23 protein-coding genes are annotated in these 23,755 nt (G+C 75.1%); 11 read left to right on the top strand and 12 right to left on the bottom strand.

What is annotated here, in order from left to right:
- The 3 genes from DMH08_RS41970 to DMH08_RS28610 all read right to left on the bottom strand — a co-directional run.
- The coding region (locus DMH08_RS41970; protein WP_148108608.1) for a hypothetical protein at nt 1-186 on the bottom strand (186 nt) is incomplete at its 3' end.
- Nucleotides 187-349: 163 nt separating this feature from the next.
- The gene (locus tag DMH08_RS28615; protein ID WP_199748057.1) at nt 350-967 is read right to left on the bottom strand and encodes a TetR/AcrR family transcriptional regulator; all 618 of its coding nucleotides are present in this window, start codon (nt 965-967) and stop codon (nt 350-352) included.
- A gap of 114 nt (nt 968-1,081) precedes the next feature.
- Entirely contained in the window at nt 1,082-1,426 is a 345-nt protein-coding gene (locus tag DMH08_RS28610) for a hypothetical protein (RefSeq protein WP_034517964.1), read from the bottom strand.
- Nucleotides 1,427-1,728: 302 nt separating this feature from the next.
- On the opposite strand from DMH08_RS28610, the gene DMH08_RS28605 reads away from it, so the two are divergent.
- The 4 genes from DMH08_RS28605 (at nt 1,729) to DMH08_RS28590 (ending at nt 7,009) form a co-directional block, all read left to right on the top strand.
- Nucleotides 1,729-2,385, top strand: coding sequence for an HAD family hydrolase (locus DMH08_RS28605; protein WP_125618923.1), 657 nt, complete (start codon nt 1,729-1,731; stop codon nt 2,383-2,385).
- 166 nt (nt 2,386-2,551) lie between these two features.
- Complete coding sequence (locus tag DMH08_RS42680) at nt 2,552-2,947, top strand: cold-shock protein (RefSeq protein WP_026402668.1); 396 nt, start codon at nt 2,552-2,554, stop codon at nt 2,945-2,947.
- A 68-nt stretch (nt 2,948-3,015) separates the two neighbouring features.
- Nucleotides 3,016-3,891, top strand: coding sequence for a DUF3027 domain-containing protein (locus tag DMH08_RS28595; RefSeq protein WP_084550265.1), 876 nt, complete (start codon nt 3,016-3,018; stop codon nt 3,889-3,891).
- Nucleotides 3,892-3,895: 4 nt separating this feature from the next.
- Nucleotides 3,896-7,009: a sacsin N-terminal ATP-binding-like domain-containing protein gene (locus tag DMH08_RS28590; RefSeq protein WP_442778657.1), complete on the top strand. Its 3,114-nt coding sequence runs from the start codon at nt 3,896-3,898 to the stop codon at nt 7,007-7,009.
- Between the two features lie 12 nt (nt 7,010-7,021).
- Here the strand turns inward: DMH08_RS28590 and DMH08_RS28585 are convergent, their stop codons facing one another.
- On the bottom strand, nt 7,022-7,288 hold the full coding sequence (locus tag DMH08_RS28585) for a DUF2530 domain-containing protein (protein WP_026402667.1): 267 nt from the start codon (nt 7,286-7,288) through the stop codon (nt 7,022-7,024).
- Between the two features lie 83 nt (nt 7,289-7,371).
- Here DMH08_RS28585 and DMH08_RS28580 point away from each other — a divergent pair, with 83 nt between their 5' ends.
- The 3 genes from DMH08_RS28580 (at nt 7,372) to thpR (ending at nt 9,958) form a co-directional block, all read left to right on the top strand.
- Nucleotides 7,372-7,842 (top strand): MarR family winged helix-turn-helix transcriptional regulator, encoded by a 471-nt coding sequence (locus DMH08_RS28580; RefSeq protein WP_125618922.1) that lies wholly within the window; start codon nt 7,372-7,374, stop codon nt 7,840-7,842.
- A 99-nt stretch (nt 7,843-7,941) separates the two neighbouring features.
- Nucleotides 7,942-9,282 carry an MFS transporter gene (locus DMH08_RS28575; protein ID WP_442778656.1) on the top strand — a complete coding sequence of 447 codons (1,341 nt, stop codon included), beginning with the start codon at nt 7,942-7,944 and terminating at the stop codon, nt 9,280-9,282.
- Between the two features lie 52 nt (nt 9,283-9,334).
- The gene (gene thpR / locus DMH08_RS28570; RefSeq protein ID WP_026402665.1) at nt 9,335-9,958 is read left to right on the top strand and encodes an RNA 2',3'-cyclic phosphodiesterase; all 624 of its coding nucleotides are present in this window, start codon (nt 9,335-9,337) and stop codon (nt 9,956-9,958) included.
- On the opposite strand, the gene DMH08_RS28565 is transcribed toward thpR, so the two are convergent.
- The 6 genes from DMH08_RS28565 to DMH08_RS28545 form a co-directional block, all read right to left on the bottom strand.
- A complete protein-coding gene (locus DMH08_RS28565) occupies nt 9,895-12,060 on the bottom strand; it encodes a hypothetical protein (protein ID WP_125618920.1) in 2,166 nt (721 codons plus the stop codon). The genes thpR and DMH08_RS28565 overlap by 64 nt on opposite strands.
- A 261-nt stretch (nt 12,061-12,321) precedes the next feature.
- Nucleotides 12,322-13,374, bottom strand: a complete 1,053-nt coding sequence (locus DMH08_RS28560) for a hypothetical protein (protein ID WP_125618918.1) — start codon at nt 13,372-13,374, stop codon at nt 12,322-12,324.
- Between the two features lie 98 nt (nt 13,375-13,472).
- Nucleotides 13,473-13,619 (bottom strand): hypothetical protein, encoded by a 147-nt coding sequence (locus DMH08_RS40420; protein WP_157433002.1) that lies wholly within the window; start codon nt 13,617-13,619, stop codon nt 13,473-13,475.
- 44 nt (nt 13,620-13,663) lie between these two features.
- The gene (gene serC, locus DMH08_RS28555; RefSeq protein ID WP_125618917.1) at nt 13,664-14,800 is read right to left on the bottom strand and encodes a phosphoserine transaminase; all 1,137 of its coding nucleotides are present in this window, start codon (nt 14,798-14,800) and stop codon (nt 13,664-13,666) included.
- A 10-nt stretch (nt 14,801-14,810) separates the two neighbouring features.
- A complete protein-coding gene (locus DMH08_RS28550; protein WP_125618915.1) occupies nt 14,811-15,230 on the bottom strand; it encodes a hypothetical protein in 420 nt (139 codons plus the stop codon).
- Between the two features lie 278 nt (nt 15,231-15,508).
- A complete protein-coding gene (locus DMH08_RS28545) occupies nt 15,509-16,618 on the bottom strand; it encodes a citrate synthase 2 (RefSeq protein WP_125618913.1) in 1,110 nt (369 codons plus the stop codon).
- Between the two features lie 94 nt (nt 16,619-16,712).
- Between DMH08_RS28545 and pdxH the strand changes: the two genes are divergently transcribed.
- Entirely contained in the window at nt 16,713-17,468 is a 756-nt protein-coding gene (pdxH, locus tag DMH08_RS28540) for a pyridoxamine 5'-phosphate oxidase (protein ID WP_125618912.1), read from the top strand.
- Nucleotides 17,469-17,525: 57 nt separating this feature from the next.
- Complete coding sequence (locus DMH08_RS28535) at nt 17,526-18,884, top strand: MFS transporter (RefSeq protein WP_233617865.1); 1,359 nt, start codon at nt 17,526-17,528, stop codon at nt 18,882-18,884.
- A gap of 37 nt (nt 18,885-18,921) precedes the next feature.
- On the opposite strand, the gene DMH08_RS28530 is transcribed toward DMH08_RS28535, so the two are convergent.
- The gene (locus tag DMH08_RS28530) at nt 18,922-19,593 is read right to left on the bottom strand and encodes a UdgX family uracil-DNA binding protein (RefSeq protein WP_199748056.1); all 672 of its coding nucleotides are present in this window, start codon (nt 19,591-19,593) and stop codon (nt 18,922-18,924) included.
- A 128-nt stretch (nt 19,594-19,721) separates the two neighbouring features.
- On the opposite strand from DMH08_RS28530, the gene DMH08_RS28525 reads away from it, so the two are divergent.
- Both DMH08_RS28525 and DMH08_RS28520 read left to right on the top strand, forming a co-directional pair.
- On the top strand, nt 19,722-20,423 hold the full coding sequence (locus tag DMH08_RS28525; RefSeq protein WP_026402659.1) for a metal-dependent transcriptional regulator: 702 nt from the start codon (nt 19,722-19,724) through the stop codon (nt 20,421-20,423).
- A 201-nt stretch (nt 20,424-20,624) separates the two neighbouring features.
- On the top strand, nt 20,625-22,898 hold the full coding sequence (locus DMH08_RS28520) for an ATP-binding SpoIIE family protein phosphatase (protein ID WP_026402658.1): 2,274 nt from the start codon (nt 20,625-20,627) through the stop codon (nt 22,896-22,898).
- 393 nt (nt 22,899-23,291) lie between these two features.
- On the opposite strand, the gene DMH08_RS28515 is transcribed toward DMH08_RS28520, so the two are convergent.
- A partial coding sequence (locus DMH08_RS28515) for a class I SAM-dependent methyltransferase (RefSeq protein ID WP_125618906.1) occupies nt 23,292-23,755 on the bottom strand: 464 nt, incomplete at its 5' end.

Raw genomic sequence — 23,755 nt, 5'->3', positions numbered from 1 at the left:
GACCTGACCGCCCTCGCCCCCCGCGCCACCACCCCGGCCGCGGTCTCCCGCTGCGGGGGGGGTGCCGTGTGCGGCGAGGGCGGTCAGGTCGGCGGGGACGGGCGCGAGCAGTTCGGGACGCGCGGACAGCAGCGCACGCAGCTCGTCATCGCTCCGTGCGCGGAGCCAGTCCGCATACGTCTCCATGCAGCGCCACTCCTGCCGGTCCGGGCGTGCCGGACCCGCCGATTCTCTGCCCGTCGTCGCGTGCCGCCGTCGTGACGGCTCCCTTCAGGGTAGGAGCACCCGAAGTGTGCGGTGGCGGCGGCGCGCCCCCGACCCGCCGGACGGTCCGGTTCGTCCGGGCGGGTCAGGTCGCGGGCGAGGACTCCCGGGTGGCCAGGCCCATGCCGAGGCGGGCCCAGCTCTCCACGAAGCGCCGCTCGTCGATGCGGGTCGGCGGCTCGTACATGGACTCGTTCGCCAGCCAGTAGTTCACGACGGCGCCGCCGAGGATGGAGGCGATCGCGGGCCAGTCCTCGTCGGCGCCCGCGTACTCGGGCTGCTCGGACAGCCAGGTCGCGATGCCGTCGTAGAGCGGGTTGACGATGCCTTCGCGCATCTCCGCGACGAGGTTGGGGAACTGGTCGAGGTCGCGGAACAGCACGCGGATCAGGTCCTGCTCCTCGCGCATCTTGGCGAGGCCGGCCTGGCAGGTCATCCGGAGCCGCACCTCGAGCGGCCGGCCCTTGTAGGAGTCGGACTCGGCGAGGACGTCGCTGATCTGCTTGCGGGTCCGTTCGATGTGCTCGCGGATGGCGGAGGAGAGGACCTCCTCCTTGGACCGGAAGTGCCGGTAGAGACCGCCCGCGCCCGGGGACAGCCCGGCCGCGGCCTCGATCTCGGCGACGGACGTCGCGGCGTAGCCCCGGTCGGCGAACAGTCGGAGCGACTCGGCCACGATCCGCTCGCGAGTACTTGGCGTCATGGTGATGGTTTCCTCCGCAAGAACAGTAAGGCATCTCCGACTCGGTGACCGCTGCTCAGGCCCGGCGAGCCCCGTTTCGTGACCGTTCTCGCAGGAGGCGGCGCCGCCCGCCGGTCAGGCGAGGCGCCGGACGAGCGCGGCGGCGAGCCGGCCGGCGGCCAGGTACACGGCGGCGGCGAGGCCGTGGTTGACCGCGACGGCGACCTTCGGGTCGTCCGGTCGGAAGACGTCCTCGAACTGCCAGGCGAGCCGGTCGGCGGCGCCGGCGAACCACTCGACGATGCCGTTGGCGGTGTTGGCCTCGAACACGGTGAACAGGATGTGGACCGCGAGGATCGCCACGACGGCGGTGGTGGCGATCGAGACGGCGGTGGCGGCGGCGCCGGCGGCCCGCGCGGGTGCGCGGGGCGCGCGGCGGCGTCCCGTCCGGGTGGTGGGGTCGGTGGTGCCGTTCGTCATGGCGCCCTCCTTCGCCGGGCTGATCGTCTTTGGGGCGGTGGTGGTCCGATCGGGTGCTGTGTTTTCCCTGGTGGGGCGGTTGGTGGCCGGGGTGCCGGGTATTCCTGCAGCACGGGCGGAGTCCCGGTGACCGGACAGGCCAGTTCCGGCCACGCGGAACGGTTCCCGCGCGAAGAGTTCCCGCGCTCTCCCACTCGGATCCCGTCGCATCGCCACTACCGGGAGGGCGCGGGTACTCGCGTCTCGGGCGTCCTTAGAGGACCTTTACCCTGTGGGGCGTGCTGCACCGCGATTCATCGGAAATGTCGCCGGAAACGTCCGCCGTTTCCCTGCCGGGCGCGCCGACCCGTTCCGGGCCGGTCGTCGGATTCGACCTCGACCTGACGCTCGCCGACACCCGCGCCGGGATCTCCGCGGTGTACGCGGCGCTCGCCGCCGAGAGCGGCGTCCCCATCGACCTCGACGTCGTCGTGGGACGGCTCGGGCCGCCGCTGGAGGTGGAGCTCGCGTACTGGTTCCCGGCGGCCGAGGTGCCCGCGATGGCGGCCCGGTACCGGGCGATCTACCCCGAGGTGGCGGTGCCGGCGACGGCCGTGATGCCGGGTGCGGCGGCGGCGGTCGACGCGGTGCGGGCGCTGGGCGGGCGGGTCGTCGTGGTGTCCGGGAAGAACCAGGCCGACACCGAGCGGACGGTCCGGTTCCTCGGGCTGCCGGTGGACGCGGTGGTGGGCGGCCTGTTCGGGGCGGACAAGGGCGCGGCGCTGCGCGAGCACGGCGCGGGCGCCTACATCGGGGACCACACCGGCGACGTGGACGCGGCGCGGGCCGCCGCGGCGGTGTCCGTCGGCGTCGCGACCGGCCCGTTCGACGCCGCCGCCCTGACCGCCTACGGCGCGGACGTCGTCCTGCCGGACCTGCTCGCGTTCCCGGACTGGCTCGGTCGTTTCGCGACCCGCTGACGGGGCATTTCCCGCGCGCCGAAAATGGGGTGCCGGGCGAACGTGTTCGGGGTACTTTGCGATCATCGGTCCCGGTGTGCCGTCCACGCCCCCGGCGTGTTCACCGGCTCGCGGTGAGGCACTAATCTTGGGACCGATTCCAGACGATTACTAGACGAGGTCTCCCGTGCCGACTGGCAAGGTCAAGTGGTACGACTCCGACAAGGGGTTCGGTTTCCTCACCCGCGACGACGGGGGTGAGGTCTTCGTGCACTCCTCCGCTCTTCCGGGCGGGGTGACGACGCTCAAGCCCGGGCAGCGCATCGAGTTCGGCGTGGTCGAGGGCCGGCGCGGGCAGCAGGCGATGCAGGTGCGGCTCCTGGAGACCCTGCCGTCGGTCGAGAAGGCCATCGCGAAGCAGCGGCGCAAGAAGCCGGACGAGATGGTGCTGATCACCGAGGACCTCATCAAGCTGCTCGACGGCATCTCCACCACCTACCGGCGCGGCAAGCACCCCTCCCCGGCCGAGGCCAAGAAGATCGCCACCGTGCTCCGCGCGGTCGCCGACGACCTCAGCCCCTGAGGGCCCCGGGGACGGGCGGGCGCCCGCGGCGGGCGCGTTCACTTGGATCCATGGGCGAGAATTGAGGCGTGAGCCCAACGCGTCAGTCCAGCCCAGCTCCCGAGAACGCCAAGACCCCGCCGGAGAACGGGGCGACCCGCCGCTCCACCGGGGCCCGCCGCCCCCGGACGCCCGCCGTCGACCGCGCCTGCGCCGAGGCCGTCGACCTCGCCCGCGCGGCGGCGGAGGAGACGGCGTCACCGGGACGGGTCGGCGAGCATCTCGGCCTCCGCGCCGAGGCCGACCGGGTGGTCACGCACGCGTTCGAGTGCCTCGACCCCGCCTACCGGGGCTGGCGCTGGTCGGTCACCGTGGTGCGGGCGTCCCGCGCCAGGACGGTGACCGTGAACGAGTGCGTCCTCCTGCCCGGGGACGACGCCCTCCTCGCGCCCGACTGGGTGCCGTGGCTCGAACGGCTCCGCCCCGGCGACCTCGGCCCCGGCGACCTGCTGCCCACCGCGCCCGACGACGTCCGCCTCACCCCGGCGTTCGCGCAGACCGCCGAGGGCGACCGCGAGGCGCAGTGGGAGCCGGGCCTCGGCCGCGTCCGCGTGCTGTCCCGCGAGGGCCGCGACGAGGCCGCCGCGCGCTGGTACGACGGCGTCCACGGCCCCCGCGCCCCCATCGCCGCGTCCGCCCCCGCCCAGTGCTCCACCTGCGGGTTCTACCTGCCGCTCGCGGGGGAGATGCGCCAGGTGTTCGGCGTGTGCGCCAACGAGTACGCCCCCGACGACGGCCGCGTCGTGTCCGCCGACCACGGCTGCGGGGCGCACTCCGAGGCCGTCACGCTCCCCGCGGCGTCCGAGCACGGCCCCCCGGTGATCGACGAGCTCGGCTACGACCTCGTCCCGGGTCCGGGGGACGATTCGGCGCCCCTGGACGACGAGGCGCTCGGCCACAGCTGATCCGGTGACCCGCCCCACGACCCCGGACGCGACGACCCCCGACGCGGCGGCCCGGAACGCGACGACCCCCGACGCGGCGGACGACCCGTTCGGCGCCCGCGCCCTCCGCGAGCGGGTGCTGCGCGCCTGGGAGGAGTCGCCCGCCCGGTTCCGCGAGGACGCCAACACCGAGGACGACCACGCCCTCGGCGGCTACCGCGACCGGGTGGTCGTCGAGCTGGCGCAGAACGCCGCCGACGCCGCCGCCCGCGCCGGCGTGCCCGGCCGCCTCCGGCTGGCGCTGGACGGCGCCGTCCTCACGGCCGCGAACACCGGCGCGCCCCTCGACGCCCCCGGCGTCGAGGCGCTCTCGACGCTCCGGGCGTCCGCGAAACGGGACGACACGGGCGCCGTGGGCCGCTTCGGCGTCGGCTTCGCCGCCGTCGTCGCCGTCACCGACGCCCCCGCGATCGCGTCCCGCACCGGCGCCGTCGCCTGGTCCCGCGACCGCGCTCGCGGGCTCGCCGCGGCCCTGCCCGGCGTTGCCGCCGAGGTCGAGCGCCGCGGCGGCCGGGTGCCGCTGCTCCGGCTGCCGTTCGCCGTGCCGCCCGCGGACGCCCCGCCGGTCCCGGACGGCTTCGACACCGCCGTCCGGCTGCCGCTGCGCGACGACGGCGCGGTCGCGTCCGTCCGGGCGCAGCTCGCCGAGGTCGCGGCGCCGCTGCTGCTGGCGCTCCCGGCCCTGGAGTCGGTCGAGATCGTCGTCGACGGCACCGAGCGCGCCCTCACCGCCCGGCGCCCCGAGGGCCCCGGCGAGCGGGACGCCGACGGCCCGGACCCGCTCGGCGGCGCGGACGTGCGGAGCGTGGTGATCGACGGGGGCGAGTGGGCGACCGTCGAGGAGCACGGGGCGGTGCCGGGCGAGCTGCTGGCCGACCGTCCCGTGGAGGAGCGGGACCGGCCGTTCTGGCTGGTGCGGTGGGCGCTGCCCGAGGGCGGCGACGTCCCGCGGGCGCTGCACGCGCCGACGCCGACGGACGAGCCGCTCGACCTGCCCGCGCTGCTGATCGCGTCGTTCCCGCTCGCGCCGGACCGGCGGCACGTCGCCCCCGGCCCGCTGACCGACTTCCTCGTGGCGCGGGCCGCCGACGCGTACGTGCGGCTGATGGGGGCGCGCGCGGCGTCCCCCGGGGTGCTCGGGCTGGTGCCGGGGCCGGTGGCGGCGGGGGAGCTGGACGCGCGGCTGCGGCGCGCGGTCGCCGACCGGCTGCCCGAGGCGCCCGTGCTGCCGGGCGGGGCCCGCGGCCGGGACGCGCTGGCGCTGGACGCCCCCGCCGGGTTCGTCGAGCTGCTCGGCGGGCACGGGGACGGGCCGGCGGTGTTCGGCGGGCTGCTGCCGCCGGACTGGCCCGCGCGGAGCCCGGCGCTCGCGGCGCTCGGGGTGCGGCGGGTCGAGCTGGCCGACGTGGTGGACGAGCTGGCCGCGGTCGAGCGGGAACCGGCCTGGTGGCGGGACGTGTACGCGGCCCTGGAGGGGGCTGACGCGGAGGGGCTCGGCGCGCTGCCGGTGCCGCTCGCGGACGACCGGCTGGTGCGGGGCCCGCGCGGGCTGCTGATCGCGGACGGCGTCGACCCGGCGGGGCTCGGGGTGCTGGGGCTGCGGTTCGTCCATCCGGACGCGGTGCATCCGCTGCTGCGGCGGCTCGGCGCGGTCGAGGCCGGGCCCCGCGCGGTGCTGGGCGATCCGGCGGTGCGGGCGGCGGTCGAGGAGTCGTTCGACGCCGACGACCCGGAGGCGGTCGCGGAGGCGGTGCTCGGGCTCGTCGCGGCGGGGCCGGTCGACCCGGGGGACGAGCCGTGGCTCGCGGAGCTGGCGCTGCCGGGCGACGACGGCGAGCCGTACCCGGCGGGCGAGCTGCTGCTGCCCGGGAGCCCGCTGCGGGGGCTGATGGCGGACGACGCCCCGTTCGGGGTGGTCGACGGCGCGCTGCTCGACCGGTGGGGCGCGGAGGTGCTCGCGGCGGCGGGGGTGCTCGACGGGTTCGCGCTGGCCCGCGGCGAGGACGTCGACCTGACCGCGCTGGCCGACGGCGCCGAGACCCTGGAGCTGGACGACGAGGACCGCTGGGCCGACGACGTCCTGCGCCGCATCGGCCCGCAGGACCTGCCGCCCGCCGTGCCGGAGCTGACCGCCGTCCGCGACCTCGAACTGGTCGACGACTGGGGCGCCGCGCTGCGGCTGCTCGCCGGGCCGCCGTGGCGCGCCGCGATCGTCGAACCGGCGCACGTCGTCCTGCACACGGGGCGGCGCGCGGCCGTCCCGTCCTACACGGCGTGGTGGCTGGGGCGGCGGCCGGTGCTGGACGGGCGCAGGCCGCGCGAGTTCCGGCTGCCCGGGGACGCGTCGCTGGCGGGGCTGTACGACGTGGCGCCGGACGGGCCGGACGAGCCGCTGCTGGCGGCGCTCGGCGTCCGGACGTCGCTCGACGACCTGCTCGACGAGCCCGGCGGCGCCCGCGAGCTGCTGGAGCGGCTCGCCGACCCGGCCCGGCACGTCGCCCGCGACCGGCTCGGCGCCCTGTGGACGGCGCTCGCGGACGCGCCCGCCCTGGACGTCGAACCGCCGGAGCGGGTGCGGGCCGTCGTCGACGGCGCGGTGGAGGTGGTGGACGCGGGCGACGCGCTCGTCCTGGACCGTCCGGACCTGCTGCCGCTGCTGGCGGGGCAGCCGCTGGTCATCGCGGCGCGCGGCCGGGAGGAGCGGCTCGCCGAACTCCTCGACCTACCCCTGGCGAGCGACGAGGTGGCCGGCGCGGTGGAGGGCGGCGCTGTGGAGGGCGGCGCGGTGGAGGGCGGCGACGTCGGGGCCGGGGAGGAGCGTCCCGTTCCCGAGGCGGTCCGGGCGGTGCTGCCCGGTGCGCCCGATGTCTACCGTGCGCATGACCGTCTGACCGTGGACGGCACGGACGTGCAGTGGTGGGTAGGGGACGGTCAGGTGCATGCGGACGGCCCCGAGGGGCTGGCGCGCGCGCTGGCGTGGGTCACCGGGGAGTGGGAGGCGCGGCTGCACGCCGAGGCCGTCCTGCGCGATCCCGGGGCGCTGCCCGTCCTGCTGGCCGAAAGCGACCTGGACGACTAGCGGGACGGACGGCTAGGAGTGTTCGTGCTCGCGGCGGGCGGCGGCGCGTTCGGCCTCCTGCCGGGCGCGCCCGGCCTGGAGGCGCGGGACGTACCAGGTGGCGAACAGGCCGATGCCGATGCCGGTGACGCACACCCAGATCCACCAGCGGTCCTCGTCGGGGAGGTCGAGGAGCAGCAGGACGGCGAGGGCGACCGCCCACGCGGCCGTGCCGACGGCGGCGATGCGGACGTCGTTGGTCTCCATCGGCGGCGGGTCGGGGCGGCGCTGGCGCGTCATGCCTCCAGGGTACGGTGCCCGCACCGGCCGGACGCCGGGCGCCTCCGGGCCGGGGCATGGCAGCATGGGCGGACAGGAGACCGATGAGCATGTCCACAGAACACAGCGGCGCCGGGCGGCCGCCGGGGCTGGCCGAGGAGCTGCGCATCTCGATCGCGCGGCTGTCGCGGCGGCTGCGCACGCTGCGCCCCGAGGCGTCCGAGGGCGGGGCGGGCAGCCCGCTGCCGCTCACCCAGTTCGCGGCGCTCGCGGCGATCGAGCGGCACGGTTCGATGACGCCCCGCGAGCTGGCCGACCACGAGAAGGTGCAGCCGCCGTCGATGACCCGCGTGATCGGGCATCTGGAGGACCGGGGGCTGGTGCTGCGCAGCCCGCATCCGACGGACGGGCGGCAGGTCGTGCTGCAGGCGACCGAGCGGGGCTGCGCGCTGCTGGCGGCCGAGCGGCGCCGCAAGGAGGCGTGGCTGTCGCGGCGGCTGGGCGAGCTGACCGAGGACGAGCGCGAGATCCTGCGGCGGGCCGCGCCCGTGATCGACAAGCTCAGCCGTTCCTGACCCCGGGGCCCGGGAGCCCCGGGCCGGGGGCCGCCCGTTCTGATCGTTCTGCGCCCACTTGCCGGAATGCGCACGCCTCGATTATCGTTAGCAATGGTAATGAGTTCTGGTGATGAGGGACCCGGCGAACCTCCCGGCGGCGACGGCGGCGAGCGGAGCGGCGGCATGTTCCGGTCGCTGCGCAACCGCAACTACCGGCTGTTCGCGACCGGGCAGGTCGTGTCCAACACCGGCACCTGGATGCAGCGCATCGCCCAGGACTGGCTCGTCCTCGAACTGACCCGCAGCAGCGGCACCGCCCTCGGCATCACCACCGGCCTCCAGTTCCTGCCGCTGCTGCTGTTCGGCCTGTGGGGCGGCGTGATCGCCGACCGCTACCCCAAGCGCCGCGTCCTGATGATCACACAGGTGTCGATGGGCGCGCTCGCGCTCGTCCTCGGCCTGCTGGCGATCACCGGGACGGCGCAGGTGTGGCACGTGTACGTGCTCGCGTTCGGGCTCGGCATGGCCACGGTCGTCGACAACCCCACCCGGCAGGCGTTCGCCGTCGAGATGGTCGGCCGCCGCGACCTGCCCAACGCCATCGCGCTGAACAGCGCGATCTTCAACGGCGCGCGGCTGGTCGGCCCCGCCGTCGCCGGCGTGCTCATCGCGCTGATCGGCACCGGCCCGGTGTTCCTCGTGAACGCCGCGTCCTACGGCGCCGTCCTGCTCGGCCTCCAGGCGATGCGGGCGGACGACCTGCACCCCGCGGAGCCCGTGAAACGCGCGAAGGGCCAGCTCATGGAGGGCCTCCGGTACGTGCGGGGCCGCCGCGACCTGATGATCATCCTGCTGCTGGTGGGGTTCGTCGCGACCTTCGGGATGAACCTGCAGACGACGATCGCGCTCGTCGCCCGCGAGGTCTTCCGCACCGGCGCGTCCTCGTTCGGGCTCGCGACGAGCATGATGGCGCTCGGAGCCGTCACCGGGGCGCTGCTGGCCGCGCGCAGGGCGACCCGGCCCCGGCTGCGGGTGCTGCTGGGCGCGGCGCTGCTGTTCGGCGTCCTGGAGATCATCACCGGCGTGATGCCGACCTACTGGTCGTTCCTGCTGATGCTGGTGCCGACCGGCATCGCGCTCATGACGTTCACGACGTCCGCGAACGCGACGATGCAGCTCAGCGTCGCCCCCGAGATGCGCGGCCGCGTCATGGGCCTGTACATGCTGGTGTTCCTCGGGACGAACCCGATCGGGGCGCCGTTCATCGGCTGGGTCGCCGAGACGTTCGGGCCCCGCACCAGCATCGTCCTCGGCGGGATCGTGTGCGCGGCGGCGCCGCTCGCCGTCGCCGCGCTCGCCCGGCGCCCGGCGGGCGGATCGGGCGCGGCGCCGGACGGCCCGCCGGACGGGCCCGGCGACCGCCCCCGGGACCGGTCACGAGGCGCCGTGACCGCGTGACAACGGGTGCCGTCTGCTGGAAAGCTGGACGGGTGGCTCTCGGGACGTGCTCATGAGGCTCTTCGTGGCGCTCGTACCGCCTCCGGCCGTACTGGACGAGCTCGAGGAGGCCGTGCGGCCGCACCGCGACGACGTCCCGGAGCTGAGATGGACGCGGCGCGAGCTGATCCACGTCACGCTCACGTTCCTCGGCGAGTTCGACGACCGGAGACTCGAGCGGCTCCTGCCCCGCTTGGAACGTGCCGTCCAGCGGCACGAGCGGATGACGCTGTCCCTCGCGGGCGCCGGCGCGTTCCCCGGCAGCGGCGCGCACGCCCGCGTCCTGTGGACGGGCCTGTTCGGCGACCGGCGCGCCCTCGCGCGGCTCGCCGCGTCCACCACGGCGGCCGGGCGGCGCGCCGGGATGCCGCCCGACAAGCACCGCGGGTTCCGCCCCCACCTGACGCTGGCGCGGTCCCGGCGGCCGGTGGACGTCCGCCCGCTGCTGGAGTCGCTGTCGGCGTTCGCCGGGTCGCCGTGGACGGCCGACACCGTGCTGCTCATGCGCAGCCGCCTCCCCGGCAAGGAGCATCCCGAACCGGCCTACGAGCCGCTGGAGACGTGGCCGCTGCGTCAGAGCTCCGGCGGCGGCGGAGCGGGACGGTCCGCGTCCGGCGGGCCCCACGGGACGCCGTAGCGCTCGCAGGCGCGGCGCAGCTCGGTCAGGTCCGGCGGGAACGCGACCTGCCGCAGCACCCGCCCGGACGGGCCCCACGCGACCAGCCGCGGCATCCGCGCCGACGACTCGTCCACCCCGACGCCGCCGATCCGGTCGCGGGCCAGCTCCCACTCCACGCGCCCGCGCCGGGTGACGACCGCGAGACCCGCCGCCGACACCCGCAGCTGCGCCCGGTTCCGGTCGTAGAGCCAGTTGCCGACGAGCCCGACCAGCACCCCCGCGGGCACCGCCCAGCTCGCCACCAGGCTGAACCCGCCCAGCTCCGGGCCGAGCCACACCGCGCCCAGCAGCGCCACCGCCTCGCACAGCGCCACGCTCATCGCGTACGTGCCGACCCGGGACCGGCGCGTCGCGTCCAGCGTCGCCCCCGGCGCGGCGGCCGGGCCGGGCGGCGCGTCCAGACCGAGCGTGAACGCGGGCACGGCCGGGATGTCCTCGGTGTCGGCGTCCGCCCGGTCGTCCGCCCGGTCGTCCGCCGGGTCGTCGCCGCGCTCGGCCGGCCGCGCGTCCGGCCCGCCCTCCCGCGCGGCGCCCGGCGCGAGCGACGCGGGGGCCGGCTCGGCGTCCGGGCCCGGGTCCGCGAGTGTCGACACGGCCGAGTGGAACGCCGCGCTCAGGTAGGCGTCGTACTCGGCGTCGTTGACCGGCAGCCCCTCCCGGCGCGCCGACTCGCGCAGGTCCGTCCGGGAGATCCGCAGCGCCGACAGCGGCGCCGCCAGCAGCTCGTCGCCGTCCGCGTCGTGCAGCCGCACCCACGCGTGCCCCGCGATCGTCAGCAGCTCGATCACCCCGAGGTGCTCGCCCGGCACCTGCATCACGACGTCCCCGGCGGCGTCCGCCCAGCCCAGCCCGCCGTCCGCGACGACGAGCCGGCCGCCGGGCACCCACGGGAAGACGTCCGGCACCCGGTCCAGGCCGTAGTGCGGGCGGCGCGGCGGCCGCGCCCCCGGCGTGATCACCCGGTAGCCCCGGTCGTCCAGGGCGTGCGCGAGCTGGAACCCGTCCAGGCCGTCCGCGGGCAGCCGCGCCAGCAGCTCCAGCCGGTGCCCGAACGCGAGCGCGGCCAGCTCGGCGCGCTGCGGCTCCCCGGACAGCGGGTCCGGCCGCAGCCCCGGCCCCACGACGATCGCCGCGATCTCCGCCGCCGGGACCTCCAGCGGCGCGCGCCCGCCCGGACGGGCCCGCACGACCAGCCGCTCGGGCGACACCGTCCACCGGACCTGCACCGCCCGCGCCAGCCGCCGGCGCGCCGCCAGCACCCCGGCGACCGCGGCGACCGCCCAGCACGCCGCGGCGAGCCGCGCGCCGAACGCGTCCGTCCCCTCCGCCGCGATCCGGGCGATCATCACCGTGCCCAGCACCCCGGTCAGCGCGCCCAGCGCCGCGATCCGGCGGCGGCTCGGCAGCGGCGCCGGGGTGTCCAGCCGGACCTCGCCGCCGTGCCGGGGCAGGTGCTCGCCCGGCTCGTGCGCGGCGGCCAGCAGCGCCGCCTCCTGGTCCAGCAGCCGCTTCTCCGCCGCGTGGTCGCGCGGCAGCGCCCCGACGCTCGCCGGGCCGTCGTCCAGCCCGGGGACGCGCAGCGCCTCCTCGACCGCCGGGTCGAGCAGGTCGCTCGCCTCCCCGTCCAGCAGGTGCAGCGGGATGCCGAGCCGCCGCGCGGTGACGAACAGCGCGATCGGCTCCAGGCCCAGCGAGACGGTCGGCCCCACCGCCGTCCGCCCGAACCGGTGGAAGACGGTCAGCACGCCGTCGCCGGTGGTGACGGCCAGCGCGTCGATGCGGTCGCGCTCGTAGCGGGTGAGGGTGAGGCCGCCGGGGCCGATGCGCTCCAGGCCGTCCGCCGACAGCCGCCAGTACGGGCGGGGCCGGCGGCGCCGCGCCTCCGGCAGCGCCCCCAGCAGCCACGGGACGGCGCCCACGACCACGATCAGGGCCGCCCACAGCCACACCGGGTGGATCGGCAGCAGCGCCAGCGCCGCCGCCGCGACGGTGAACGGCACGGCGGCCACCGGACGCCACCGGCCGCCGGGGCCCGCCAGACCCACCAGCTCATGCTCCACAGCGCTCACGCTCCACCGCACAGTCCACCGCGTTCCCGTCCACCGCGTTCCCGTCCACCGCGTTCACAGCCACCGCGTTCACAGCCACCGGTCCGAGTCCACCGCTCTCCACGTCCACCGGGGCCGGCACGGCGCCCGCGTCGCACCGGCCCGCTACCCCAGGGCGCATCCTCACACGCGCCGCCGCGGGACCGTGACCGCCTTCCGCGATCCGGTGCCCCACCGGAACGGACATGCCGCGCGCGGGACAGGCCGGGCCGGTCACGCGCGCCCCCTCCGGCTCCGCCACCACCCGTACCCCACCGCTCCCGCGATCGCGAGGGAGAGGAACAGGCCCGCCCGGGGCCCGGACGCGTCGCGCCGCCCCTCCTCGCCCGCCGCCTCCCGGCCGTCCGGCCCGGCACCGCCCGACCCGGCGTCCGGCGTGCCCTCCGGGGCCGGCAGCGCCTCCTCCGGCAGCGGCACCCGGTGCACCGGCTGGTTCTCGCCCTCCGACGACACCAGCACGCTCCGGCCGTCCGCCGTGTACGTGACCGCCTCGCCCTGCTCCTGCCGCGGGATCGGCACCGACCCGATCCGCTCGCCCGGACGCCCGTCCGCGCCGACCCCGTACACCGTCGCGCCGAAGTACGTGCGGATCACGCACGTCCGGCCGTCCGGGGAGAACGCCGCGCCGGTCGCGATCGCGGGCGCGTCCGCGACCTCCCGCAGCGTGTTGTAGCCGGACGTGCGCAGGTCCGCGGGGGCCTCGTACACCTTGCCGCCGAACAGCTTGCTGACGACGTACAGCCGGTTCGTCCGCGGGTTGATCATCATCGCCTCGGCGTTGCGCGGCCCGTCCTCGTACCGCATCCGGAACGCGGTCGCCCGCAGCGTCCGGCTGGTCAGGTTCCGCGGCTCCGGCACCCGGTAGACCGTCACGTGCGGCCACGCGCCGCCGAGGTTGTCCCCGATGTCCGCCACGAAGATCGCCGGGCGGCCCCGCTCGTCCTCGCCGACCGCCATGGCCTCCCAGTCGCGGGCCTCCGCGCCGCCGACCGTGAGGACGGCCCGCGTCCGCCCGTCCGGGCCGAGCGCGAAGATCTGCGGGACGCCGCCGGAGTCGTTGTGCGTGTAGACCACGCCGTCGTGCCGGGCGCTGACCGCCAGCCCGCTGGACTCGGTGATGCGCGGATCGGTGATCCGGAACGCGACCTCGGACTCGTCGGCGGCCGCCGCCGGCGCGAACACCGCCCCGCCGAGGAGGGCGCCCGCCGCCACGAGCGGCGCGCGGGACCGGGACGGGCGTGCGGTGCGGGACGGGCGCGATGGCATGTCTCGATCATCCCCGTTCCGCGCGCGACCCGCGCCGCGCGCCCCCGGCCCGCCGGGGGCCGCCGCGGGGCTCGACCCGCAGAATCGACTCGGGCCGCTCAATTCAGCAGCGCGCCGACGACCACGGCCAGGACGAGCGCGGTCAGCACGGTGGGGAGCAGCCATTGGGGCGCGCGGTTCACGCGTCCGAGCTTATTCGGCCGGACGCCCGCCTCGAACCGGCCGCCGATAGATCTGCGTCTCATCCGCCGGTGCCGCCCGGAGACCCGGACGGCACCGGCGGGGACGGCTAGAGCCGCTCGACGACGAAGTCGATGCAGGCGGTCAGCGCCTCGACGTCCGCCGGGTCGATCGCCGGGAACATGCCGATGCGCAGCTGGTTGCGGCCGAGCTTGCGGTACGGCTCGGTGTCGACGATCCCGTTCGCCCGCAGCACCTTCGCGACGGCCGCGGCGTCCACGTCGTCGCTGAAGTCGATCGTCCCGACGACCCGCGACCGCTGCGCCGGGTCGACCACGAACGGCGTCGTGTACGCGGTCTTCTCCGCCCACGTGTACAGCCGCTGGGACGAGTCGGCCGTGCGCGCCGTCGTCCACTCCAGGCCGCCGTTCCCGTTCATCCACTCGATCTGCTCGGCGAGCAGCAGCAGCGTGGCGACGGCCGGGGTGTTGTACGTCTGGTCCTTGGCGGAGTTGTCCACGACGGTCTTCAGGTTGAAGAACTCCGGGACGTACCGGTCGGACTGGGCGATCTCCTCGATCCGCGCCAGCGCCGCCGGGGACGCCAGGCCGACCCACAGGCCCCCGTCGGCCGCGAAGGACTTCTGCGGGGCGAAGTAGTAGACGTCCGTCTCGGCGACGTCCACCGGCAGGCCGCCCGCACCGGACGTCGCGTCCACCAGCACCAGCGCCTCGGAGGCCGTCGTGCCCGCCGGGCGGCGGATCGGCATCGCGACGCCGGTCGAGGTCTCGTTGTGGGTGAGCGCGTAGACGTCCACGCCCTCCTCGGCGGCCGGCTCGGGGTGCGAGCCCGGCTGCGCGGAGATGACCGTCGGCTCGCCCAGCCACGGCGCCCCCGAGGTGACCTTCGCGAACTTGCTGGAGAACTCGCCGAACGTCAGGTGCTGCGACCGCTGCCGGACGAGGCCGAACGCGGCGGCGTCCCAGAACGCGGTCGTGCCGCCGTTGCTGAGCAGCACCTCGTACCCCTCGGGGAGGGAGAACAGCTGCGACAGCCCCTCGCGGACCCGGCCCACCAGCGACTTCACCGGCTTCTGCCGGTGCGAGGTCCCCAGGTAGGTCGAGCCGGACTCGGCGAGCGCGGCGAGCTGCTCGGGGCGGACCTTGGACGGGCCGCACCCGAACCGGCCGTCGGCGGGCTTGATGTCGGCGGGAATGTCAATGGCAGGATTCGCGCTGTCGGTCACCCGCAGAAGGCTACTTCACCTGCGTTTGGCCGCGCCGGAGGACCCTGGCGATGACGATGAGGAAGGCGATGCCGCATACCGCGGCGAGGATGCCCGGGGGGAACAGCCACTCGTCGCCGCGCTCGCGGGCCTGCACGGCCGTGCGGGCCGAGTCGAAGGTCATGAACGCGAGCAGGGCGGCGACCAGCATGGCGGCGATCCGGCCGGACGCGGCGTCCACGCGGCGGCGCCGCTCCTCCCGCTCGGCCTCGTACCGGCGCAGCGCCGCGCGCCGGTCCTTGGGCGAGCCGAAGTCGTAGGACGCGCCGAGGCCCGTCCTCGCGGGGTCCCTTGTCGCGGGGTCCCTCGTCGCGGTGTCCGGTCCTCCGGAGGCGGGCCCGATGTCCCCTTCGAGGGGCTCGTCCTGGTGCAGCGGTCGCTCGTCGCTCACGAGCCTCATGATGCCAAGAGCGAGCAAATCCCGACAGTTGACCGCAGACGGAAAGTTTCGGGCCGTCGTCGCGAAGGATTCTCTCGTTCGCCGGGCACGGCGGCCCGGTCCGGCTACGATCTGGACGCGGCGGGACGGTGCGGTCCCGCGAAGGTCGGTGCGACAGGGCGGGGGAAGGCACCGTGCCCGCTGGAGGCGGACGTGCAGGGGCCGGGAACGGGCAAGGCCCCCGGCGGACCGGGGGCCTCAGCGCGTGCGCGGGGGTGCGATCGGCCGTGTCAGCCGTTGCGCTTGAGGACCTCCGCCGCACCCGCCACCGACTCGAGCGAGCGGGTGCCGGGGCCGACGTACTTCGCGCTCGGCCGGACGAGGCGGCCGGTGCGCTTCTGCTCGAGGATGTGCGCGGCCCAGCCGGCGGTGCGGCCGCACGTGAACATGGCGGGCATCATCGCCGTCGGGACCTCGGCGAAGTCGAGGATGACCGCGGCCCAGAACTCGACGTTCGTCTCGATCGGACGGTCGGGGCGGCGCTCGCGCAGCTCGGCGAGGGCCGCGTCCTCCAGGGCCTTGGCGGCCTCGAAGCGCGGGGCGTCCAGCTCCTTGGCGGTGCGGCGCAGCACCCTGGCGCGGGGGTCCTCGGCGCGGTAGACGCGGTGGCCGAAGCCCATGAGCCGCTCGCCCGAGTCGAGGATGTCGGTGACGACCTTGCGGGCGTCGCCGAGCTGCTCGACCTTCTCGATCATCGGCAGGACGCGGGCCGGGGCGCCGCCGTGCAGCGGGCCGGACATCGCGCCGATCGCGCCGGAGATGCTCGCCGCGACGTCCGCGCCGGTGGAGGCGATGACGCGGGCGGTGAACGTCGAGGCGTTCATGCCGTGCTCGGCGGCGGAGACCCAGTAGGCGTCGATGGCGGCGACGTGCTTGGGGTCGGGCTCGCCGCGCCAGCGGACCATGAACCGCTCGGTGATCGTCTCGGCCTCGTCGATCCGCGCCTGCGGGACCATCGGGACGCCGACGCCGCGCGCGGACTGCGCCACGAACGACAGGGCCGTCACCGACACGCGGGCGAGGTCGGCGCGGGCCTCCTCGTCGGAGATGTCGAGCAGCGGGCGCATCCCGTACGCGGGGGCGAGGGTCGGGAGCGCGCTCTGCACGTCGACGCGGACGTCGCCGGAGGTGACCGGCAGGAGGTGGGGGTCGGCGGGCGCCAGGCCCGGGTCGAAGCTGTCGTCGACCAGCAGGCCCCAGGCGTCGCCGAAGGAGACGCGGCCGACGAGATCTTCGATGTCCACGCCCCGGTACCGGAGGGCGCCGCCCTCCTTGTCCGGTTCGGCGATCTCCGTCTCGAAGGCAACGACCCCCTCGAGACCAGGTTTGAAGTCGGACATGTACGTCCTGCCTTTCGTCCCCAGAGCTGATAAGGCGGTGCCGTGCCATTGAACCCTGTCCGCCTTACTGACCAGTACCCAGGGGGCATGTGAGATGCACAAACCCCTGGTGGGAGGCTCGGACGCTGTGGATCCCGCAACGCCCGACCCAGCACGGCTCCGCAGATCCTACGAGGGAGGCGATTTGTCCGAGTCGGCGCTCCCCGCGGATCCGCTCGCGCTGTTCGCCGCCTGGTTCGCCCAGGTGCACGACTCCGGGCTGGCCGAACCGAACGCGATGGTGCTCGCCACGGCGTCCGCCGACGGCGTCCCGAGCGCCCGCACCGTCCTGCTCAAGGGGTACGGGCCCCACGGCTTCCGCTTCTTCACGAACCTGACGTCCGACAAGGCCCGCGACCTCGCCGGGAACCCGCGCGGCGCGCTCGTCTTCCCCTGGCACGCCCTGCACCGGCAGGTCCGCGTCGCGGGCCCGGTCGTCCCGCTGGCGCGCGAGGAGTCGGCCGCCTACTTCCGGACGCGCCCCTACGGCTCGCGCATCGGCGCGTGGGCGAGCGAGCACCAGTCCGGCGTCATCGGCGGACGCGACGAGCTCGAGCGCCGGTTCGCCGAACTGGCCGCACGATGGCCGGAACCGGACGCGACCTCCACCGCCCCGGACGCCCTCGCCGGCGCCGTCCCGCTCCCCGACTTCTGGGGCGGGTACCGGCTCGTCCCGTCCTCGATCGAGTTCTGGCAGGGCCGCCGCGACCGCCTCCACGACCGCATCAAGTACCGCCGCGACGTTCCTCCACAGGCTGTGGACGACCCGGCCGCCGCCGGGCCCTGGACGACGGTCCGGCTGTCCCCGTGACCGGTGGGGGAGATGCCCGGTTCCGCACCGGTGCGGAGGGCGCGGCATCCTGTCCCGGTGACATCGGAACAGCAGCCAACCCCCGCCGACGCTCCTGACACCCCCGGGGAGCCCGAGGAACCCGAGCAATCCGGTCCCGCCCCCGGCAAGGGACGCCCGCCCGGACGGCGCGCGGGCGCGCTGCGGCGCATCGCGATCGACACGCGCCCGCTGGCCGACCCCGCGTACCGGCGGCTGTGGCTCGGGCAGGGCGTGTCGTACATCGGCTTCCAGGTGACGGCGGTGGCCGTGCCCGTCCAGGTGTACGACATGACCCGCTCGTCCTTCTGGGTGGGCGCGCTCGGGTTCGTCAACCTGGTGCCGCTGATCGTCTTCGGGCTGTGGGGCGGCGCCGTCGCCGACCACATGGACCGCCGCAAGCTGCTGTTCGTCTCGTCCTGCGTGATGTGGGGCGCGACGCTGCTGCTGTTCCTCCAGGCGCTGCTGGGCCTGGAGAGCCTCTGGCTGATCATGACGATCGTCGCGGTGCAGGCCATGGGGTTCGCCGTGTCGTCCCCGACCCGCAGCGCGATCATCCCGCGGCTGATCGACGAACCGCTCATCCCGGCCGCGAACACCCTGAACTTCACCGTGATGATGGGGGCCGGGTTCGCCGGGCCGCTGCTCGCCGGCGTGCTGCTGGCGACCTGGAACTACGCGGCGGCGTACGCGCTGGACGCCGTGCTGTTCACGCTCGTCCTGTACGCGGCGCTGCGGCTGCCCGCGATCCCGCCGCTCGGCGAGGTCGCCGGCACCCCCGGGCTCCGCTCGGTGATCGACGGGCTGCGCTTCCTCGTCACCCAGCCGGTGCTGCTGATGTCGTTCGTGGTGGACATCATCGCGATGGGCGTCGCGATGCCGCGCGCGCTGTTCCCCGAGGTCGCCGAGGCCCGGTTCGGCGGGGAGGGCGCCGTCGGCTGGCTGTTCGCGGCGATCGCGCTCGGCGCCGTCGTCGGCGGCCTGTCCTCCGGATGGGTCGGACGGGTGCGGCGGCAGGGCCTCGCGCTCGTCGCGGCCATCGCGATCTGGGGCCTGGCGGTCGCCGCGGCGGGTTTCGCGCACTCGCTGTGGCTGGCGGTCGCCCTGCTCGCCCTCGGCGGCTTCGCCGACCTCATCTCCGCGGTGTTCCGGCAGACGATCCTGCAGACCTACGCGCCCGACCACATGCGCGGGCGGCTGCAGGGGGTGTTCACGGTGGTGGTCGCGGGCGGGCCCCGCCTCGGGGACGTCCGGGCCGGGGCGGTCGCGAGCGTCGCGGGGGCGGGCGCGTCCTGGGTCGGCGGCGGCATCGCGTGCGCCGTGCTCGTGGTCGCGGCCGGGCTCGCGGTCCCGGCGCTGCTGCGCTACGACGCCCGCACCGCCGAGCCCGTCCGCTAGCTGAGCTAGCCGGGCGCGGGCCGGCCGGGGGCTCGGGTCAGCCGAGGGCTCCGGCGGCGATCCGGAGGTCGTCCAGCAGGCCCGCGTAGACGGCGTCGCGGTCCTCGGCGCGCAGGACGGCCGAGGGGTGGATCGTCGCGAGGAGCCGCGCGCCGCCCCCGCCGGGCGGCCCGTCCCCGGCCTCCTTCGCCGCGGCGGGGGTGCCGAGGGATTCCAGGTCCGGCAGCGGCATGAGCCGCCCGCGCTCCTTGGTGACGCGGAACGACGAGCCGAGCAGCGCCTTCCCGGCCGTGGCGCCCAGCGAGACGACGACGTCCGGTTCGAGGATCCGCAGCTCCGCCACCAGCCAGGGGCGGCAGGCCCGCATCTCGCCCGCGTTCGGCGGCTGGTGGATCCGGCGCTTGCCGCTCGTCCGGGTGAACTTGAAGTGCTTCACGGCGTTGGTGACGTAGACGTCCCCGCGCTCGATGCCCGCCTCCTCGAGCGCCCGGTCGAGGACGCGTCCGGCCGGGCCCACGAACGGGGCGCCCCGCCGGTCCTCCTGATCGCCGGGCTGCTCGCCGACGAGGACGACGCGCCCGTCCGGCCCGCCTTCGCCGAACACCGTCCGCGTGGCGTCGCGGTAGAGGTCGCACCCGCGGCAGCCGGCCGCCGCGTCGCGGAGGGTGCGCAGGTCGGAGCGGTCCCGCGGGTCCTCCGGAAGGAACATTTCGGCGCCGCGGGGAGTTCTTGTGTTCATCTTGCGTTTCCCCGTACCCGCTCTCACCGGGTTATTCGCTCGCCCGCCGCCGAGGCCGCCGAGCAAGTAGACTCGTCACCATAAGACTGGAGGGAGCTGTGACCTCACACGGCCTGATCGATACCACGGAGATGTACCTCCGGACGGTGTTCGAACTCGAAGAAGAGGGGATCATCCCCCTTCGCGCGCGCATCGCGGAACGGCTCTCCCAGAGCGGCCCGACGGTGAGCCAGACGGTCGCGCGCATGGAGCGGGACGGGCTCCTCCGGGTCGAGGGGGACCGGCACCTCGAACTGACCGAGAGCGGCCGCGGCCTCGCCACCCGCGTGATGCGCAAGCACCGGCTCGCCGAGTGCCTGCTGGTCAACGTCATCGGCCTGCCCTGGGAGGACGTTCACATCGAGGCGTGCCGCTGGGAGCACGTCATGTCCGAGGACGTCGAACGCCGGCTCGTCGCGCTGCTCGACAACCCGACCACCTGCCCGCACGGCAACCCGATCCCCGGCCTGGACGAACTGGGCGGCGGCCGCGTCGCCGAGCAGACGCCGCCGCTGTCGGTGATGACCGCCGTCGCCAGCCCGGCCGGCTCCGGCGCCGTCATCCAGCGCATCAGCGAGCAGGTGCAGGGCGACAGCGACCTGATGCTTAGACTCAAGCAGTTCGGGATACAACCGGGACGAGAGGTGACTCTTCGGGCGACCGATGACGGGGTGCGGGTGACCTGTGACGACGAGGCCGACGGTCCTGAGACGGAACTGCCGCGCGACATCGCCGAGCACGTCTTCGTCAGCCGCGTCTGAGCGCCCCCGCGTGCCCGCCCCGCAGGTCTATACCGAAGATCTCCTTACCATCGCGCCTTTCGGGCGTATCCCGGCGGTCGGTTCGTCGTTCAATACGACGGGAGAGGTACGCGCGGCATCCGCACCGCGACGCCCGGTGATCATCGCCGGGCGGCGGGGCGGCACGGACGGGCGAGGAACGCAACTGATCGGGATGGGGAGATGAAGCGTTGGGGGGAAGCGCCTTTCGAGGCGCACCTGCCGCCCGAGACCGTCCTCAACCAGATGGAGATGGCGGTCATCGTCTGCGACCGGTTCTCCAACGTCATCTACGGGAACTCCTTCGCGCGGCAGCTCTTCGGCTTCGGCGGCGACGAGATCATCGGGCACTCGGTGCTGTCCCTCGGCATCGCCGAGGAGGACCACGAGCAGGCCACCGAACTGGCCAAGCACGTCCTCAAGGGCGGCGTGTGGGAGGGCACCTTCTGCAACCTGCGCGCCGACGGCACCACCGTCTACACCCGCGCCCACGCCGTCCCGCTGCGCCACCCGTCCGGCGCGGTGGACGGCGTCGTCATCTTCGCCCGCGAGGCGCTGCGCTCCAACCAGCGCGAGCAGGACCGCTACGGCCTCCTCGAACGCATCGGCGAGCGGCTCGCCGGGTCCCTCGAACTCGAGACGACGCTGCGCCGCGTCGCCGACACGCTCGTCCCGCAGTTCGCCGACCACTGCTTCATCGACCTGTACAGCGGCGACCGCCTCTACCGGCGGGTGTCCCGGCACGCCGGCGGCTGGGAGCCGCCGCCCGGCACGTGGGCCGAGGTCGGCGAGCCCGTCTCGTACCCGCCGGGGCACTTCAGCGCCAAGGCGATGAGCCGCCGCGACGCCGTCCTCGTCGAGGACATGATCCAGCACCGGTTCAGCGCGCCGTCCGAGTCGTCCAAGCGGCTCGGCGACGCGATGGGCATCACGTCCGTGATCTCCGCGCCGCTGCTCGTCCGCGGCGAGCTGCTGGGCGTGATGAGCCTCGCCCTGTCGAACCTGTCGAAGCGCCCCGACCCGCACTACGACGGCTTCGACCGCGACCTGCTCGGCGCCATCGCCGGCCGCGTCGCCGTCGCCGTCGACAACGCGATGCTGTTCGAGGAGGAGCGCGAGACCGCCCTCGCGTTCCAGAAGCACCTCCTCCCCGGCGACCGGCCCCCGCACCTCGACGGGCTGCAGATCGCGTGGCGGTACGAGCCCGCCCGGCCCCTGGAGTCCCACGGGCACGGCATCCAGACGCAGGTGGGCGGCGACTGGTACGACGTCATCCCGCTGTCCGCCGGACGCGTCGGCCTCGTCATCGGCGACGTCGAGGGCCGCGGCGCCCGCGCCGCCGCCGTCATGGGGCAGCTCCGCGCCGCGCTGCGCGCCTTCGCCCAGGACGACAAGCCGCCCGCCGACATCCTGCGCAAGCTCGACGAGTGGGTCCGCACCATGACCCGCCCCGAGCGGATGCGGTCCGGCTGGAACAGCGACGACCTCGTCCGCCCGCCGCTCGTCTCCTGCACCTACTTCGTGTACGACGCGTGGTCGCGCGTCCTCGAGTTCGCCAACGCCGGGCACGACCCGCCCCTGCTCATCGTGGACGGGCAGGTCGGCGAGCTGGACTTCGAGAGCGAGGGCGGCATGCTCGGCCTGCGCGCCCCCGGCATGGGCGGCGAGATCCTCTTCAACGAGGAGACCACCGAGCTCAAGCCCGGCTCCACGCTCGTCCTGTACACCGACGGGCTCATCGACCGGCGCCCCAAGGACGACGGCGAGTACTTCACCCGCGAGGAGTCCCGGGCCCGCGTCCGCGCCGCCGTCGCCGAGGTCGCCCGCGGCGGCGTCGAAGCCATCGCGAACGCCGCCTACGACGCCGTCCCCGGCGACATCGACGACGACGTCGCCATCGTCGTCATCCGCACCGCCCCCGACGAGCTCGGCGTCGTCGAGCGCACCTTCCCCGCCGAGCCGATCATGGTGTCGGAGGCCCGCCGGATGGCCGCGGACGCGTTCGCGGCCTGGGGCATGCACGACGAGCAGGCCGAACTCGCGTGCCTGCTCGTGTCCGAGGTCGTCACGAACGTCGTCCTGCACGCCACGACGACGCCGACGCCGCGCCGCGAGCCCGCCATCCCGGTCCCCATCGGCGGCGAGCCGCTCGGCGCGCCCGTCCAGTTCGACATGGACATGGTCGACTCCTTCGACGAGGACGACTGGAACCTCGGCGCCGACCTGGGCCGCCGCGAACCCCCGGCGAAGGAGTTCCGGCTCCGCCTGCGCCGCGGCGCCGAGGCCGTCTGGGTCGAGGTGTTCGACACCGACATGCGGCTGCCCCGCATCCGCAGCGCCGGCGAGACCGACGAGGGCGGCCGCGGCCTCTACCTCGTCGACCAGCTCGCCACCCGCTGGGGCGCCCGCCCCACCAGCGACGGCAAAGCGGTCTGGTTCGAGCTCCGTCTCGATTGATCGCGGCGCCCTCGGCGTCAGGCCCCGGGGAGCCTTCCTTCAACGGGCGCGGCGTGCGATTGCTGCATCGCTCCGACTCGCCCAAGGGGCTCGCGTGCTTATTGCAAGACCCTCGGCGTCAGGCCCCAGGGGGCCTTCCTTCCACGGGCCTTGCTGCGATTGCTGCATCGCTCCGACTCGCCCAAGGGGCTCACGTGCTAATTGCAAGACCCTCGGCGTCAGGCCCCAGGGGGCCTTCCTTCCACGGATCTTGCTGCGATTGCTGCATCGCTCCGACTCGCCCAGGGGGCTCGCTGCGCGATCAGGTTCTCGCTTCGCTCGAACCTGCCTTCGGACGCAATCGCAGTGTTTCCCGTCCGCTCTGGCCGGGGGGCTTGGCCGAGGTCGTCGGGCCTAACACAACACGTGCGCCCAGGTTTGGGTGAACCAGAGTTCGCCGCCGATGATGCGGGGCTTCGCGCCGGTGCGGGGGCCGCCGTCGACCTCGTCGAGGAGTTCCTCGCGGACGCGGTCGGCGGCGTCGGGGTCGGGGGCGTCGGCCAGCCAGGGTTCGGCGGGGCGCTCGACGGTGAAGACGTCGAGGCGGCGGATGGTGCCGCCGGCGGCGGTGACCATGTCGGTGAGCCGCGCGATGGTGGGGATGCCCGGGTGGTCGGGGTCGCGGAGGCGTTCGATGCGGTCGCGCGCGGTGCCGGCGAAGTTGCCGCGGACGAGGTCGGCCATGATGAGCCGCCCGCCGGGGCGCCGGACGCGGAGGAGCTCGCGCAGGACGGCGTCCGGCGCGCCGAGCGCGTAGAGGGCGAACCGCGCGGTGACGAGGGTGAACGAGCCGTCCGGGTAGGGGAGCGCGGTTCGCC

Source organism: Actinomadura sp. WAC 06369, assembly GCF_003947565.1.
Classification (GTDB): domain Bacteria; phylum Actinomycetota; class Actinomycetes; order Streptosporangiales; family Streptosporangiaceae; genus Spirillospora; species Spirillospora rifamycini.
This window is presented reverse-complemented; position numbering and strand designations above follow the sequence as displayed.